Origin of the sequence: Synechococcus sp. KORDI-52 (assembly GCF_000737595.1) — a bacterium.
GTDB lineage: Bacteria > Cyanobacteriota > Cyanobacteriia > PCC-6307 > Cyanobiaceae > Parasynechococcus.
In genome coordinates this window covers 23,293-36,009 of the sequence record NZ_CP006271.1, presented here as the reverse complement: position 1 = coordinate 36,009, position 12,717 = coordinate 23,293, and the positions used below count along the sequence as shown (strand labels likewise).

The 12,717-nt window shown below is 51.6% G+C and carries 17 protein-coding genes; 4 read left to right on the top strand and 13 right to left on the bottom strand.

Annotation, left to right across the window (positions count from 1 at the left end):
* Positions 1-5: 5 nt before the first annotated feature.
* The 5 genes from KR52_RS00230 to KR52_RS00210 all read right to left on the bottom strand — a co-directional run bounded on the left by KR52_RS00230 (position 6) and on the right by KR52_RS00210 (position 4,723).
* Positions 6-923 (bottom strand): HEAT repeat domain-containing protein, encoded by a 918-nt coding sequence (locus KR52_RS00230; RefSeq protein WP_051834384.1) that lies wholly within the window; start codon positions 921-923, stop codon positions 6-8.
* A gap of 139 nt (positions 924-1,062) precedes the next feature.
* A complete protein-coding gene (locus KR52_RS00225; RefSeq protein WP_038551059.1) occupies positions 1,063-1,929 on the bottom strand; it encodes a phycobilisome rod-core linker polypeptide in 867 nt (288 codons plus the stop codon).
* 336 nt (positions 1,930-2,265) lie between these two features.
* Complete coding sequence (mpeA, locus tag KR52_RS00220) at positions 2,266-2,763, bottom strand: class 2 C-phycoerythrin subunit alpha (protein ID WP_006850994.1); 498 nt, start codon at positions 2,761-2,763, stop codon at positions 2,266-2,268.
* Between the two features lie 46 nt (positions 2,764-2,809).
* Complete coding sequence (locus tag KR52_RS00215; RefSeq protein WP_006850273.1) at positions 2,810-3,346, bottom strand: bleomycin hydrolase; 537 nt, start codon at positions 3,344-3,346, stop codon at positions 2,810-2,812.
* A 180-nt stretch (positions 3,347-3,526) separates the two neighbouring features.
* Complete coding sequence (locus KR52_RS00210; protein ID WP_038551057.1) at positions 3,527-4,723, bottom strand: HEAT repeat domain-containing protein; 1,197 nt, start codon at positions 4,721-4,723, stop codon at positions 3,527-3,529.
* 249 nt (positions 4,724-4,972) lie between these two features.
* Here KR52_RS00210 and KR52_RS00205 point away from each other — a divergent pair, with 249 nt between their 5' ends.
* The 3 genes from KR52_RS00205 (at position 4,973) to KR52_RS00200 (ending at position 5,872) form a co-directional block, all read left to right on the top strand.
* Positions 4,973-5,293, top strand: a complete 321-nt coding sequence (locus KR52_RS00205; RefSeq protein WP_038551053.1) for a hypothetical protein — start codon at positions 4,973-4,975, stop codon at positions 5,291-5,293.
* Positions 5,294-5,295: 2 nt separating this feature from the next.
* Positions 5,296-5,577: a Nif11-like leader peptide family natural product precursor gene (locus KR52_RS13400; RefSeq protein ID WP_084221916.1), complete on the top strand. Its 282-nt coding sequence runs from the start codon at positions 5,296-5,298 to the stop codon at positions 5,575-5,577.
* Between the two features lie 61 nt (positions 5,578-5,638).
* A complete protein-coding gene (locus tag KR52_RS00200; protein ID WP_038551050.1) occupies positions 5,639-5,872 on the top strand; it encodes a Nif11-like leader peptide family natural product precursor in 234 nt (77 codons plus the stop codon).
* 9 nt (positions 5,873-5,881) lie between these two features.
* Here the strand turns inward: KR52_RS00200 and KR52_RS14880 are convergent, their stop codons facing one another.
* Genes KR52_RS14880 through KR52_RS13390 form a run of 3 tightly spaced genes read right to left on the bottom strand, consistent with a single transcriptional unit; the run spans position 5,882 to position 7,355 of the window.
* The gene (locus tag KR52_RS14880) at positions 5,882-6,187 is read right to left on the bottom strand and encodes a CpeR family transcriptional regulator (RefSeq protein WP_071840106.1); all 306 of its coding nucleotides are present in this window, start codon (positions 6,185-6,187) and stop codon (positions 5,882-5,884) included.
* 1 nt (position 6,188) lies between these two features.
* Positions 6,189-6,803, bottom strand: coding sequence for a chromophore lyase CpcT/CpeT (locus KR52_RS00195; protein ID WP_038551047.1), 615 nt, complete (start codon positions 6,801-6,803; stop codon positions 6,189-6,191).
* Between the two features lie 9 nt (positions 6,804-6,812).
* Positions 6,813-7,355, bottom strand: coding sequence for a phycobiliprotein lyase (locus KR52_RS13390; protein WP_071840104.1), 543 nt, complete (start codon positions 7,353-7,355; stop codon positions 6,813-6,815).
* A gap of 59 nt (positions 7,356-7,414) precedes the next feature.
* Here KR52_RS13390 and KR52_RS13990 point away from each other — a divergent pair, with 59 nt between their 5' ends.
* A complete protein-coding gene (locus KR52_RS13990; RefSeq protein WP_038551044.1) occupies positions 7,415-7,627 on the top strand; it encodes a hypothetical protein in 213 nt (70 codons plus the stop codon).
* A gap of 11 nt (positions 7,628-7,638) precedes the next feature.
* On the opposite strand, the gene KR52_RS00185 is transcribed toward KR52_RS13990, so the two are convergent.
* From KR52_RS00185 to KR52_RS00165, 5 genes are all read right to left on the bottom strand, one after another.
* Positions 7,639-8,382: a phycobilisome rod-core linker polypeptide gene (locus KR52_RS00185; protein ID WP_038551040.1), complete on the bottom strand. Its 744-nt coding sequence runs from the start codon at positions 8,380-8,382 to the stop codon at positions 7,639-7,641.
* A 76-nt stretch (positions 8,383-8,458) separates the two neighbouring features.
* Complete coding sequence (locus KR52_RS00180; protein ID WP_038551037.1) at positions 8,459-10,108, bottom strand: phycobilisome rod-core linker polypeptide; 1,650 nt, start codon at positions 10,106-10,108, stop codon at positions 8,459-8,461.
* Positions 10,109-10,162: 54 nt separating this feature from the next.
* On the bottom strand, positions 10,163-11,047 hold the full coding sequence (locus KR52_RS00175; RefSeq protein WP_038551035.1) for a phycobilisome linker polypeptide: 885 nt from the start codon (positions 11,045-11,047) through the stop codon (positions 10,163-10,165).
* A 172-nt stretch (positions 11,048-11,219) separates the two neighbouring features.
* The gene (locus KR52_RS00170) at positions 11,220-11,939 is read right to left on the bottom strand and encodes a pentapeptide repeat-containing protein (protein ID WP_038551032.1); all 720 of its coding nucleotides are present in this window, start codon (positions 11,937-11,939) and stop codon (positions 11,220-11,222) included.
* Position 11,940: 1 nt separating this feature from the next.
* On the bottom strand, positions 11,941-12,699 hold the full coding sequence (locus KR52_RS00165) for a phycobilisome rod-core linker polypeptide (RefSeq protein ID WP_038551031.1): 759 nt from the start codon (positions 12,697-12,699) through the stop codon (positions 11,941-11,943).
* Positions 12,700-12,717: the final 18 nt, after the last annotated feature.

Below are 12,717 nucleotides of genomic sequence, written 5' to 3'. Positions count from 1 at the left end.
ATGCTCTATTCGCTTTCCTGTTTCTCCTGCAAATCTCTACTTAGTATGTTAATGGCAGCATTGAATACTGCTTGAACCGACTCATCTTTTTCTGTTAACTTTGCAGCTTCTATTTTTTCTATGGCATTATATGCTTCGAGTTTCATTAGCGCCATTGCTGTATTTTTACGTACTTGAGTGTCTTGATCGACCAGCTTTCTGCTCAGCAAATTTTCAACATCTTCGGCATCACATGATTTTCCGATAAGGGTTACCGCTTCTGCCCTGACGTCTGCTGAGATGTCGTCGAGTGCCTGAAATACTCTATTTTGTGCTCTTAAATCATCACTCTTTTGTATTTGATCTCCCAATGCTGAAATTGCGGCTACGCGAACTTCAGCCACGTCTGAATCTGCAGCTTCCAGCAAAGCTTCTGGTGCCTTAGACCCGATGAAGCTTAGTGCGAGATTGATTAATCCAACCTGAAATGGTGTGCAGTATGGATTTTTTAGGATTCCAAGCAGTGAATCCATGGCATCCGGTCCAATGGTGGCCATCGCTCCAGCTGATGAACCGAGAACAACTGGGTCATCATCTTCTAAAAAGGCTTCAAGCAGATAAGGCAGCGCTTCCTTGTTGCCAATCAAATTTAGTGTTTTGGCTGATGCTCGTCTTACGATCACATTTTGGTGTTGGCGAAGTGCTTTACAAAGAATGGGTAGAGCTTCGTCCCCAACCGCCCCAAGACTTTTTGCAAAGGTGAGTCGTAAAGCGCCTCTCGCATCCCCAAGTCCGGCGACCATACGCTTGAGTGACTCGGCATCAGATCTTGGGATCTCACCTTCGCTTAATTTTGCACTGAGCTCATCAGCGAGCTGGAGTGCTTCTTCTTCCGTGAGCTGGCTTTCGCTGATGGATGAGACATCGGTGAAATCTTGGAGCACAGTGCGCTTCAATCTTCGTTGAGTGCAATCTAGGCGACTCTGATCAGCAGCCTAATGTTCAGTGTTGTGCTGCATTGAAAAAAAATGCCCCCTTCCTGAAAAGGGGGCCAGCATGATGGCATGAAGGGCCTAACCCACTTCAGCCAAAAGGCTTAACGCCGAATGGACGGAACGGAGCAGGACCTGTCCTCTTGGGAGGCTGATGTCCGCCGTACTTTTGTTGGGGCAGAGTTGGTGCGCCCTTAAAGATTGGCTTCATCATGCTGATCGATGCCGCAGCCAGCTGTGTGTTGGTGCGACTGCGTTTTCCTTGTGCGTTGTCGCTGACGGCAACCTTTGTACCAGCAAGCTCTCTCATCATATTGAAGGAGCTGGTCATCATTCCTGCGTAGGAATCGCCCGCCCGCATGTAAGGAACGATGTCTGATCCAAAAACCTCTGCATATTCTGCGCAATCCGTGAGGCTGTCGATCAGAGCATCAAAACCCTCTTCTGCCTGAAGTTTGATGCTGTTTTGAACTTCCTCTTGATTGAGGGGTGCCCGTCCTAGTAGGTGTTTGTAATTGAGTTCGATTCCACGCTGGGGGGCAACACTGTGGAAATAATTTTCCTTGTAGAACGGAGATTTAGCCAGGCCGTTTACAAAGTCGCGGACTGTAATTTCTCCATTCATCAAACGTGCCTCAAGGGAGGTGCAACGCTCGTTTTCAGTGGGAGGTAGGTTGCCGTAGACCTGCTTGTATGCGGCAATGATTGTGCGTTCCAGGGCTTCGTTGCTGCTTGGGTGATACTCATCGAACGTCACTGCAAAAGGACATTCGCTGTGAAGCCTTGGGCCAATACCAAGTCCCATCTTGGAACAGGTGTTGCGCTTGAATTCAGCGATGGCTCCAGCAACAGTCCGATGGACTGTATTTTTGCCAGCTTTGCTTGGCATGGAATACGATGCCGGTTTGGTGCGGCTGGCCGCAGCCATCCCTGCCGGGCTGGTTTGTGTACTTAGCATTGGTAAGTGAGGGGAGGTGATTTGTGGTGACTACTCCAAACATGCTTTGACACAAATGTTTTTTTAGTGTCATTAAGCTTTGTCGAGATTAATCTGGTGAAATTGAGTATTGATGCTAATCGATACTCGTAATCCGCCAATTGTCACCGAGAGTAAGCATTGCGTCGATAAGTGTGTCCATATTGCTTGTTAGTACGCCGCAGGTATTCGGGGTTGTTCCAGAACTGTTCACCCTTGATGGTCAACAATTTGCGTTTTTGACTTTGAAAACAAAAAGGGGTGGGCTTTTGGCCCACCCCTTGGTTAGATCAAACAATCACTCAGCTTGACTGATGATCAGCCCAGGGAGTTGATCACGTAGTCGAGCAGCTGGTTGTAAGCGGTCAGAGCCTGAGCGCTCATGTCGCGAGGGGCGCAACCGCGGGAACGCAGGTGGGAGAAACCGGCCACGTAGGTGCCAGCGTCGATGCTGAGGGCCTTGTAGACCTCTTTCTGACCGTTGATGGCCAGCTCATCCAGAGGGCCGGTGCCGCCGGTGACCAGGCAGTAGTTGATCAGACGCAGGTAGTGAACGAAGTCACGCTTGCACTTCTCTTTGCCTTCGGTGGCGCACTTACGGGGCTGACGGCCGGTGGCACCGTTGGGGTACTGGGCGTAGACGGCATCAACAGCTTCCTGTGCAACTTGGTCGTAGTTGCTGGCCAGCTTTTCAGCAGCTTCCAAACGAGCAGAGGCGCGTTGGATGGAGCCCTGGACGGACTCCATGTCGGAGGCGGTGGGGAAACGGGATGCGCTGTCGGCTGCGCCGACGACGGTGGTGATAACGGACTTCATGATTGAGAAGAAGGGTGTTCAGGTGTGCAGAAAATCGATACCTGGCTCAGCTGATGGCGCTGATCACCATGTCGAAGTAGCTAGCAGCTTCACCAGACAGGCTGGCGCAATCACCAGAGGTCAGAGCCATCTTCTTGGGCTGGCTGTTGGTGTTGGTGATCAGGGCGCTAGCAGCGGCCTTCATGATGGCAACAGCACGTGCGGCGGAACCGGTGGGAACGCCCAGAGCTGCATAGGTCTCGCGGAGACCGTTCAGGCAGCGGTCCTGCAGCACGGAAGCGTCACCGGCGAGCAGCGCGTAGGAGACGTAACGCAGAACGATCTCGCCATCACGCAGGCAAGCAGCCATCTTGCGGTTGGTGTAAACACCACCGTTGGGGGCGGTCAGGCCGGTGTTCTCGCAGCAGATGCCGGCGACGGCGTCAGACACGATGCAGCTGGCGTTGGAGGTGATGGCGTTCACAGCGTCCAGGCGCTTGTTGCCATCAGCAATGAAGGACTTCAGAGAAGCCAGTTCGCCGCCACCAATGAAGGAGCCGCTGGAATCGGCCGAGACAGCAGCCCGGGAGAATGCGTCGAGCATGGGGTTGTGGAATACGTTGTTTGGGGAGATGCATTCCGCATCACGAATGACACTACCCCTGCTTCCTGGGTCGACTTCCTGAAGGACGACGTCAGGACACACAAGTTGACAAAGGCGAAATCAGTAAGGCCATGTCGTCAACCAATGTCCGATAGTTCAACTTATTTACCGCTCGTCTTTTTATGACAACTGTTTAAGGACGCGTTGGCAGCTCCATTTCAGTGGTATCCAGAAGGCACTGGCTGAAAGCTCCTCCAGGAGCGGCTTTTGGTCCACAAGGCCCAATCGGAGGCACCCCCAAGCTGCAGCAATGCGTGACTTGGTGTACTGAGGGATTGTTTCGGCTAAGGCAAGCCTGATTAGATCGCTTCGTTCTTCCAAACCCTGAAGGCTGACGACAGCTGTTAGGTAATAGTGCGTAACGTAATCACTCCATAATTTTTCTTTAATTTCGTTAATCAAAATAATTCTCTCTGCTTTAGGCATGGACATCAAGCTTGAAGCACCACCGTATTGGCGTGCTTCGTCGCGATGTTGAAGGTTGTTTTCGATCTCTGTAGGTTCAATTTCACAAATCCACTCTTTCCTAAGTTTGAGTTGTTGAGGGTTATCTTGTAAGAGTCGTGTTATTGGCTCAGCATATTCTTCCGGTATCTGGCATTTCTTATCAGGATCGACCAACTGAAATGCACTTCTAGCACGCAACGACATCGACACAGGAGCTGTGACAAGAGCTTCCAGCCTTGAAACGTCACCTGCATCGCCCAAATCAATCACGGCAGAGCGCCTCCGTCCTGCGATTGGATCAACAAGTTGCGGTATGAGGACATCAAGGCCCTCTGGCCGTTGAGCAACTTTCGACATGTATGCCCTTGCCGCACCAGCCACCAAGGGATTTGAATCACCCTGGAGGGGGCTGATGCTGTTGATGACAGAGGGGACCCCTAAACGACAAAATGCTTGTATGACAGCTCGCTTTTGAATATCCTCGCCCTCAAGCGCTCCCAATAATTTTTCATGATCTGCTTCTGATAACGGTGCTCCAATTTTTGTGATCGCTTCAACAGAATTAATCACCGCAGCTTCATCGCTGCACTTTAAAGCTCGAAACAGAGAGGGTAGGGCCTTTGGACTTTTTCGTCTGCCAAGGGCGTCAATCGCCTTGCGTCGCGTGATTCGATTAAAAAGTTGCTCTGGATCCAGCTCTGCAGCCTGAATCAGCACATCAAGTGACTCTTCGCTGTTACTCGCTCCAAGCCTTGTGGCTGCCATGTATTTATCAACGGGCCTCTCGAGTGAGTCTGGATCAGCCAAAATCACTGCCATGGCCTGCTCTTCTGTCAAGCCTTCAACCAAGTTGTCGAATCGCTCGGCCATGTTTCAAGAGTCATCAATGAAAAACTAGGATTTTCTGTCAGCTGGTGTTGAGCTGCAGTTTTAGAGCAGCTGACCTGATTCTGTTGAACCTGCAGTGACGTTGAAATTCCTTTATGTCTTTGACCATAGCATCCACGTCTGAATATTAGTGATGATTTACGACTGGCTGATTGTCTTCTTTAATTTGCGCTGTCTTTTTATGAATACGTTCTCGCCATCTGTTATCATAAGAAGAAGGTTGTTTGTATCATGCCAGTCTCTCCCGAGCTCGAACAGGCTCTTCCTAGGTTTGTTGAAGCTGTCCAGAAGTCAGCAGATGTCCAAGATCAATTGAACCTGGTTGCTGATTTGGAGCATTTAAAAGCAATCGTTAACGATGTTGAACCTTCATTGACTGGCTCGGCATTGATTCCCTATGAACAGGCGACGAGCCCTCCAAAAATTACCATCGATTCAGGCATTCTAGAAAAAAATATTCCATGGCGGTTGTTACGTTGCCCCGGTGGGCCTTTGGTGCTGCAGATGATATGTGAGAAGGTGAATTTTGCGCTTTGGATTGAAAGCTGCTGACGATGTCTGATTCTGTTATTGATCATTTCGTGCAGATGGTCATTTATGATCACTCTATTGCAACTGGATTGAAATCTTGCAAGACAGATCAAGATATAGTTGATTTTGCAGCTTCCCGTAATTATTTTTTTTCAATCACAGCTTGGCTTCAGTATGTTGAATCAGATTCAGCTTGTTTAACTGAATCTGAAGCTTTGGCGATTCAGGCCATCGCAAATGATCATTGGTCATGGGCATTCCGTAAGATCGCCCCATGGAGAGCCATGTTGATGGATGGTGCCTAGTTTGACGGTCTGCTGATGGAAGTTTCGTTTAGAATTGATCCTGTGATCTCGATGGCTTTTGATGACCGGTTCTGCTCTTAGCGCAAATCAAGATCAAGTCTTAGAGGCTTTTATTACTTTAGTTCGTGAAAAGCCAGATCTAAAAGCCCAAATTAAGGCTGCTCTCAATCAGGATCAAGTCATTGAGATCGCAGCTGCCAATGGTTTCGATATCGATTCCGCCGCTATTTTGAGAAAATGGAGCAAGCATACCGATTTCAGCCAAGACACCTGGATGGGCTGGTTTGAAGAGTAGGGATTCTTCTCAGGAATTGATTTCCGAATATCTTGTTGATTTGCTTCCTTTTTTAGCCCAATAGGTAACTAGATCTTCTCCGCCAGGTCTGGGTACGCTTGCTGTGGCTTGCAATATTTTGAACGATCGTCTTGGTCCCATCGGCCAATTCCCAATTGCTTTGACTGTTCTTATCCTCCCCCCAATTGCTTGTATAGAAGCCTCAAATTTATCGAGTTGAGTTTGATCAACTGTTTCGAAGATAAAGTCTGTACCAACGCATATAAGATGCTGTGAACGTATCCAGGCCTTCATTTGTTTTTTAATATTTTCCATTTCAGGCTTTCGAATCTAGCCACTTATCATTGATTTCTTCGGAGAAGCTTTTAATTCTTTTGAATTTTAGGAGCCCATGCTCAGAGCCCCAAACCTGTTCGTCTGTCTTGGGATCATACCCTCGATCCCGACTAATCCAATTGTTTTGATCGACTTCAACTTCGCTGACAAGATATGTGAGTTTTCCATCCCGTGGAACCAGGCATTTTTTCCCAGGTTCCACTTTGCCTATGTACTTTCCTTCTCCTTTGCTGTGAAAGTGCATCGCACATCCACATCGCTCTTTTAGGGTTGCTGCATTGATTGCATTCATGATTTCGGGATCCCGACCAGCTCCCGCTAATCTTCTGGGGTTTGTGAAACCATAGTTCTCTACTATAAATGTATCTCCATTTGCAGTTAAACGATGAATTCCCTGTCGATAAGGATCCCAGGGGGCATAGTCGTAGCATTGTTCAGAATAAAATCCAGGCCCTTTGAAAATATGCCAAGGTAATGGTCGGAAGAAGATATTGATGCGTGCAAAATCCTTGGGATTTTTTTGCGACTGTTCGATGTTGTCGTAGACGCCAGCGAGAGTATTGGCGAACTCGGCAAAGGCTGATTTCTTGCTCATCTCTTGGATCTATGCATTAATGCGCCGGACTTCTGAGGCAAATGAAGTTTGGAGTATTCCTGATCCTGCTGACGTTCTCAAGACTGATGATCTGCAGCGCACATTCTCTGAGACAAACCAAATTCTTTCTTCCGCAATTGATTGTTCGTACTGCGTTGTGAGGGTAAACGTGCCATCATCTAGAAAATGGTATTCAGAGATTGCGGCCTCAGATTCTGCATAACCGACGCTTCTGATCAATGTTCCCGAAGATTTATCTTTGGTTAGTGGAACAATAATGCAAGATCCTGATGATACTTCTGAAGGATCGTCGGGTTCCCAGTCACTTTCGGCGCACCATTCCATTTTGAAAGGTGATGAAATTGTGCATTTATCCTGTTCTTTTGCTAAGGATGATTCTAGCAATTTTTTAACTCCTGGATCCTCTTTGCTGAGTTCTTTAATGACAACTTCGCTAAGAACTTCTTCAAACTGTTGGAAGGCTAGAGAATGCCCCGATCGCATTGAGCGCCACTTGCCTGAACTTTGAGCAACAAATTGCTCAATCGTCATGCGAACTTGTGCTGTTTCCTGCGTTGAGCTCATCCAGTGAAGGACGGTTGATCTGCATCATGTTAACCATCGAGTCGACCATCATGGACATTGCCATGGGCGTTGATGCAACTGACTGGAGGAATGTGGTGTTCCTGTTTGGGTGCTCGCTGGAGGGTGGGCGCAAGATAGGCATGTTTAGAGAGTTTGTTCGACGTGCCCTTGGTGGCCGAATGGCCACCAAGACTGAGATTTCGATTGTCTCCCCATCATCACTGATGAGCCATCGATAATTTCAGAATGATCAAAAGGAGTTAGCCTTCGCAATAGAAAGGATCTGGCCGCCCTGCGACAGAATTGATTTGATGGTGGCTGACATGCTGGTTTGAGTCACCACCGACTTTTGAACTGCTCGGCGGTTGGCACCCACCTGACGACGAGATGTCCAGTTGATGGTCAATGCCTTGGCGTTGCCAACGCTTCTGCGATCATGTGCTTCTGGTGAACTATCAGTGCAGAGACTATTCAAGAGTTTCGAATTTGTTTCTGCGTTGTCGTATCCGGCATATCCGGCATCCAAGGCTTTCGCCCGTGTGAAGTAGAGCGTGCTTCCTCCCACCACGGACTGGGTTGCACGATTGTATGGAACTTGGTCGATGCCAAAAGCCGAAAGGTATTCATCGCTATAGGTGTAACTCGCGATTTCTGTTTCGTATCCCTCTTCCTGCAGCAGTCGAACATGGCTCATCAACTCAGCTTGGTCACGCGGAGGACGGCCTAGTAGATGTTTGAAGTTGAGCTCAACAAAGCGGTATGGGCTGTTGCTTTCAAGAAAAAGCTTTTTATAGGTTTCCGACTGGGCGAGAGCTGTTACCAATCCTTGAACTGTCAGATCACCATTGATGAACAATGCCTCAATGGAGGGGTTCACATCGAGTTCCATCAGATGTCGATTACCAAACACCTGGCGGTACGCTTGGCGAATCACATCTGCAGCATGTGACGTATCGACGTTGGCTTCTGAGGAAAGAGTTGTAGGCTCAGTCATTTTGTTCTGATTAGAAGGTGATGTGAGTGAGCCACCCCTTCATAAAGTGGCTCCCTAGTGCAGCAATCGAATGCTCTTACATCACCTCAGTGATGGAAACGATCTTGCCCCCGCGTGCATGGATGTACTTCATTTGGCTGCTCATGTCTTTCCCAGACACGACGTAACTGTTACCAGCCGTGCGTTGACGCGAACGAGCAGCCTGAGAAGCAACAACAATGCGGAAACGCTTCTTGGTGGGATCAGGTGCGCCAGATTGAGTACCAGTGCGGTTTGCCCGGCTGGTGGTTTTGCTCCAGCCACTGGGCGCTAGGCCTGTCGCAACCGAACTCACCAAGGCGGAACTTCCGAGCACCGTATCGCTTGCGGCATACCCTTCTGCCAGGCTCAGTTGACGGTTGAAGTCAACTTGAGAGCGGCCGCTTTCGGTGAGGATTCGAGCGAACGGAACTGTGTCTTCACCAAAGGTGTTCTGGTATTCAGCGCTATCGACATAGCTGGAGATTTCAGCCTCATAGCCACCTTCGGCGAGGATCTTGGTGTGCTCGCTGATTTCGGCCTGGGACTGCGGAGCTCTTCCCAGGAAATGCTTGAAGTTCAGCTCGATGAAGCGATACGGGGCACTGGTTTCGAAGAAACGGCGCTTGTATTCAGCTGAGAGGCCAACGGCACGAACGAATTCACGTGTGCTCAGGTAGCCATCGATGAATTTACTTTCCGCGGAGACAACCCGTTCGAATTCCATCAGATGGGGATTGCCCATCACCTGTTTGTAGGTGGAACGAATCAGTGCAGCGAGTTGATCGGGGCCGTCACCTGGGCAACGTTGGTAAGTCTCTTGCTCCCGCTGGCCAAGACCGAAGGTGACATACACGTCGCCGCGCATGGGTCCGGAATCTTTTCCTGAGGTGATCCCAGGTGCTTTGCTGCTGAACTGCTTGCCCGTGAAACTTCCAGAGGAGGGACGCAGACCAATGGGCTGACTTGGCAGGCTGATGCGAGGAGCCACACCATTGGCGAGGCTGCGGGTTAGCGCCGGACCTGCGCCGCGGGCACTATCACTGCCGGCAAAACTCCTTTGAAGAGCGGCCAGCATGGGGAAGGCTGCTGTTGACAGGTCAGCGGGCGAACTCCATGAACGCGCATAGGGCACCACGTCACTGCCGAAGACTTCGAGGTACTCCGCAGAGTCGACGATGCTGTCGACCAAGCCGTCGTGACCGTGTTCTGCCAGAAGGGCAATTTTCGCTGAGATCTCGGCCTGTGTTTCAGGCGCTCGGCCCAACAGGTGCTTGAAGGTCAGCTCGACACCCCGCTGTGGGGCAACGCTTCTAAAGAAACGGTCCTTGTAAAAACTGGACTTGGCCAGGCCACGAACGAATTCACGCACGGTCAAACGACCGTCCCGCAGCTGAGCTTCCAATTCCGAGCAACGCTCGAAATCCATCACGTGGGCGTTGCCAAAGACCTGTCGATACGACGCATTGACCACGGTTTCCAGAGACGCGTCATCCTCTGGCGAATAGCACTCGCTTGTGACGCGATGGGGGCAGTCAGCGTGACTGCGGGGACCTACCCCAATCGCCATTTGGTCACATGACTGCTTCAGAAACTCACCATTGGTGAGGGCAGCGCTTTGTTCTGCTCCTCCCTTGCGCTGGAAGCGGACGGGATCATTCCACTTGCTGGTTGCGCCGAAACCAAGGGAAGATTGGGTGCTGGCCATTGTTTTGGTGAGGGGATAGGTGGTCGTGAGCGTCGAGAGGAATTCGGATGTGGCTTAAGTCACCGGCGTAATGCTGGCGATTTTGCCGCCTTCGTTATGGATGCGTTTGAACTGCTCTGAGAGCTTGTCGAACGGCACGTAGAAGATGCGGTTGCTGCGGGTGTAGCGGGAAATCCGCCGGAGATTGTTGGCTTTGTAAGCCGTGACTTCGACCCGATACGTGATGCCTTGATCGCCTGCGCCAACCCCGAGACGTGTGGGTGCGTCCTGAAGGTTGGTCGAGGGACGGAAACTCCAGCCAGCGGTCTCTTTGGAGGAGGGGGGAACCACTGCGATGGCTCGGTTCAAATAAGCCGAACCACCCAGCTTGCTCCTGTTGCCTGCAAGATCACCTTTGAGGCTGCTGCTGCTGTTGCCGCGCAGCAACTGGAAGCTCCAGGTGAATTCCTGCAAGGTGGCACAGCTTTCGGTCTTCCAGCCCCGCTGATAAGGGACCGTCCATTCGCCAAAGGTGTTTTGGTATTCCGCGCTGTTCAAGAAGCTGTCGATATCAGCCTCATACCCTTGGCTGTCCAGGCGATCGGCGTGTTCACGCATTTCCGCGTAGTCAGCAGGTGCGCGACCGAGAAGATGGCGGAAGGCCAGCTCGATGTAGCGGTACCGCGCACAGTTATCAAAGAAGCGGCTGCGATACAGATCGCTTTTGGCAATGCGGCCAACCAGCTCACGGACGCTGATTTCACCGAGCTTGAACTGCGACTCTTCGACGATCTGCCGTTCGCTGTCCATCACGTAAGCGTTGCCAAGCACTTGCTTGTACACAGCACGGATGATCTGTTCTTTCCTGGCGTCCTCATCGCCTGGGATCAGCTCGAGAGGGGCTTCACTCTCCTCAGAGAAGCGTTCGACCCCCAGAAGCGAGGCTGGACCGAAAGGCATGAATTCACACGCAGTGGTTCGACTAATAGTCCTTCACAAGGTCATGCCCGAAGAGCATTCTTTATAAACCTCAATCAATTGTGTCCGACTGTTGCGTCACGCACTGATTCCTCCGCCGTGACCGCGATCTCGGCGGGTTCTGTCGGAGAAGTTCGGATACCAATGACTCGCTTTAGGCGTCTGTCCCTTGCCCCTTGATCAGGGACTCAAGGCTTGCCCTTGTCGTGGAGCGGGTCATCGGATTCCAGCAGTCGAGTTCCTGGACGGATCGACTGAGCAGAGCACCAATTTGATCCTCCAGCCCGGTGCAGAGAGAAAAGTCCGCCCCGCGAATTGATGTAACGGTTTCGAGGGCTGCCCCCTCAAGGTTGGCGCCGCGAAGATCGGCCATGTCCATCTCGCAGGTTCCGAAACGGGTTCCCCGGCACATGGCTCCGCGAAACGTGGCTGATCGCAGGTCAGCGCCTGCTAAGGAAACGCCATCGAGCAAAGCTCCACTCAGATCTGAACCACTCAGATAGGCACCCATCAACACGCTTCCCCTGAGGTCCATCCCGCGCAGATCTGTGCTGTTGAGAAAAGCCCCATTCAGCTTGGCCCCGGGGCCAACGGCACCGCTTGTGTTCAGTGCAAAGCCCTCAGGCACCAGGGTGGTTTGGTCGTAACGCGCCAGGCGTAAATCAGCGCCTTCGAGTTGGCACTGGCTGAGGTTTGTTCCGCGCAGATCACAGCGACAGAGCTTGGCGTCTCTTAGGTCGAGTTCTCCCAAGTCCTGACCGCTCCAGTCAGCCCCTCGAGCATCGACTGGATTTGTGACTGAGCTTGTTGCTCCGCACGTTTCGGGTGCCGTCCACTCACGCAGATTCAGAGCCCCTGATTTGGGCATCGACATCTCAGTTGCGCAGCATCGCGACAACGATGGTAAGGAGCACCCGCGCGATTTCGAATCCACCGACGGCAAACAGGCCGAGCCAGAGCTTGAGAGCGAAAGCAGGGGGTTCCTCGTTGACCCAAGTGGCAGCAACCTCCAGTCGCTCTGACAGCGCACCTTGATGGATAGGCGCCCGATCTTGAAGGGCGTCGCGCCAGTCGGTTCCGTAGCGCGGGAATTGTTGGTAGATCGGGATTTCCCCAAGGGGCCGCCCGGGCAGCACGCGCGAGCGCTGCTGCGGTACCAAGTCGTACCCGAAGCAGTTCATATATTCCGGGCTGTCGAGTAGGGCGTCGATGAAGGCGGTAAAGCCCTTCTCTCCGATCACGATCGACCAGGCCCGGCGTTCGGCGTCGCCATGGGTCGGGCGCCCGAGCACACGTCCCACCACCTGATCCACCATCCGGTAGTTCGAGTTGCACTGGTAGTAGCCCTGCTGGAAGCGTTCCGACAGCAGCAGACCTCGGATGAAATCCCGAACCGTGATGTTGCCGCTCCGGAGCTGTGATTCCAGGAACGGTTCGCGATCACTGCGCATCGCATGAAAGAAGACTTGGCGATAGGCCTGTTCAATCAAGCTGTCCATCTCTGTTCTGGCGCTGTCATCGCCCGCTGCAGAGGAGGCATACGTTTGGGGCTTGATGGTGCTGTTGTCGCCGGCCAGGTTGCTAACGCGACCGTTTTGGGTGTTGAGCGGGTACCCAAGAAGCGGGATGGCCATGGGGTGCTCCGTGAGTAG

Bases quoted from the DNA above. Each gene is read 5' to 3' on its own strand.
- KR52_RS00225 (WP_038551059.1), bottom strand. From the start codon at position 1,929: ATGCTAAGTACACAAACCAGCCCGGCAGGGATGGCTGCGGCCAGCCGC.
- mpeA (WP_006850994.1), bottom strand. From the start codon at position 2,763: ATGAAGTCCGTTATCACCACCGTCGTCGGCGCAGCCGACAGCGCATCC.
- KR52_RS00215 (WP_006850273.1), bottom strand. From the start codon at position 3,346: ATGCTCGACGCATTCTCCCGGGCTGCTGTCTCGGCCGATTCCAGCGGC.
- KR52_RS00210 (WP_038551057.1), bottom strand. From the start codon at position 4,723: ATGGCCGAGCGATTCGACAACTTGGTTGAAGGCTTGACAGAAGAGCAG.
- KR52_RS00205 (WP_038551053.1), top strand. From the start codon at position 4,973: ATGCCAGTCTCTCCCGAGCTCGAACAGGCTCTTCCTAGGTTTGTTGAA.
- KR52_RS13400 (WP_084221916.1), top strand. From the start codon at position 5,296: ATGTCTGATTCTGTTATTGATCATTTCGTGCAGATGGTCATTTATGAT.
- KR52_RS00200 (WP_038551050.1), top strand. From the start codon at position 5,639: ATGACCGGTTCTGCTCTTAGCGCAAATCAAGATCAAGTCTTAGAGGCT.
- KR52_RS14880 (WP_071840106.1), bottom strand. From the start codon at position 6,187: ATGGAAAATATTAAAAAACAAATGAAGGCCTGGATACGTTCACAGCAT.
- KR52_RS00195 (WP_038551047.1), bottom strand. From the start codon at position 6,803: ATGAGCAAGAAATCAGCCTTTGCCGAGTTCGCCAATACTCTCGCTGGC.
- KR52_RS13390 (WP_071840104.1), bottom strand. From the start codon at position 7,355: ATGACGATTGAGCAATTTGTTGCTCAAAGTTCAGGCAAGTGGCGCTCA.
- KR52_RS13990 (WP_038551044.1), top strand. From the start codon at position 7,415: ATGTTAACCATCGAGTCGACCATCATGGACATTGCCATGGGCGTTGAT.
- KR52_RS00185 (WP_038551040.1), bottom strand. From the start codon at position 8,382: ATGACTGAGCCTACAACTCTTTCCTCAGAAGCCAACGTCGATACGTCA.
- KR52_RS00180 (WP_038551037.1), bottom strand. From the start codon at position 10,108: ATGGCCAGCACCCAATCTTCCCTTGGTTTCGGCGCAACCAGCAAGTGG.
- KR52_RS00175 (WP_038551035.1), bottom strand. From the start codon at position 11,047: ATGCCTTTCGGTCCAGCCTCGCTTCTGGGGGTCGAACGCTTCTCTGAG.
- KR52_RS00170 (WP_038551032.1), bottom strand. From the start codon at position 11,939: ATGTCGATGCCCAAATCAGGGGCTCTGAATCTGCGTGAGTGGACGGCA.
- KR52_RS00165 (WP_038551031.1), bottom strand. From the start codon at position 12,699: ATGGCCATCCCGCTTCTTGGGTACCCGCTCAACACCCAAAACGGTCGC.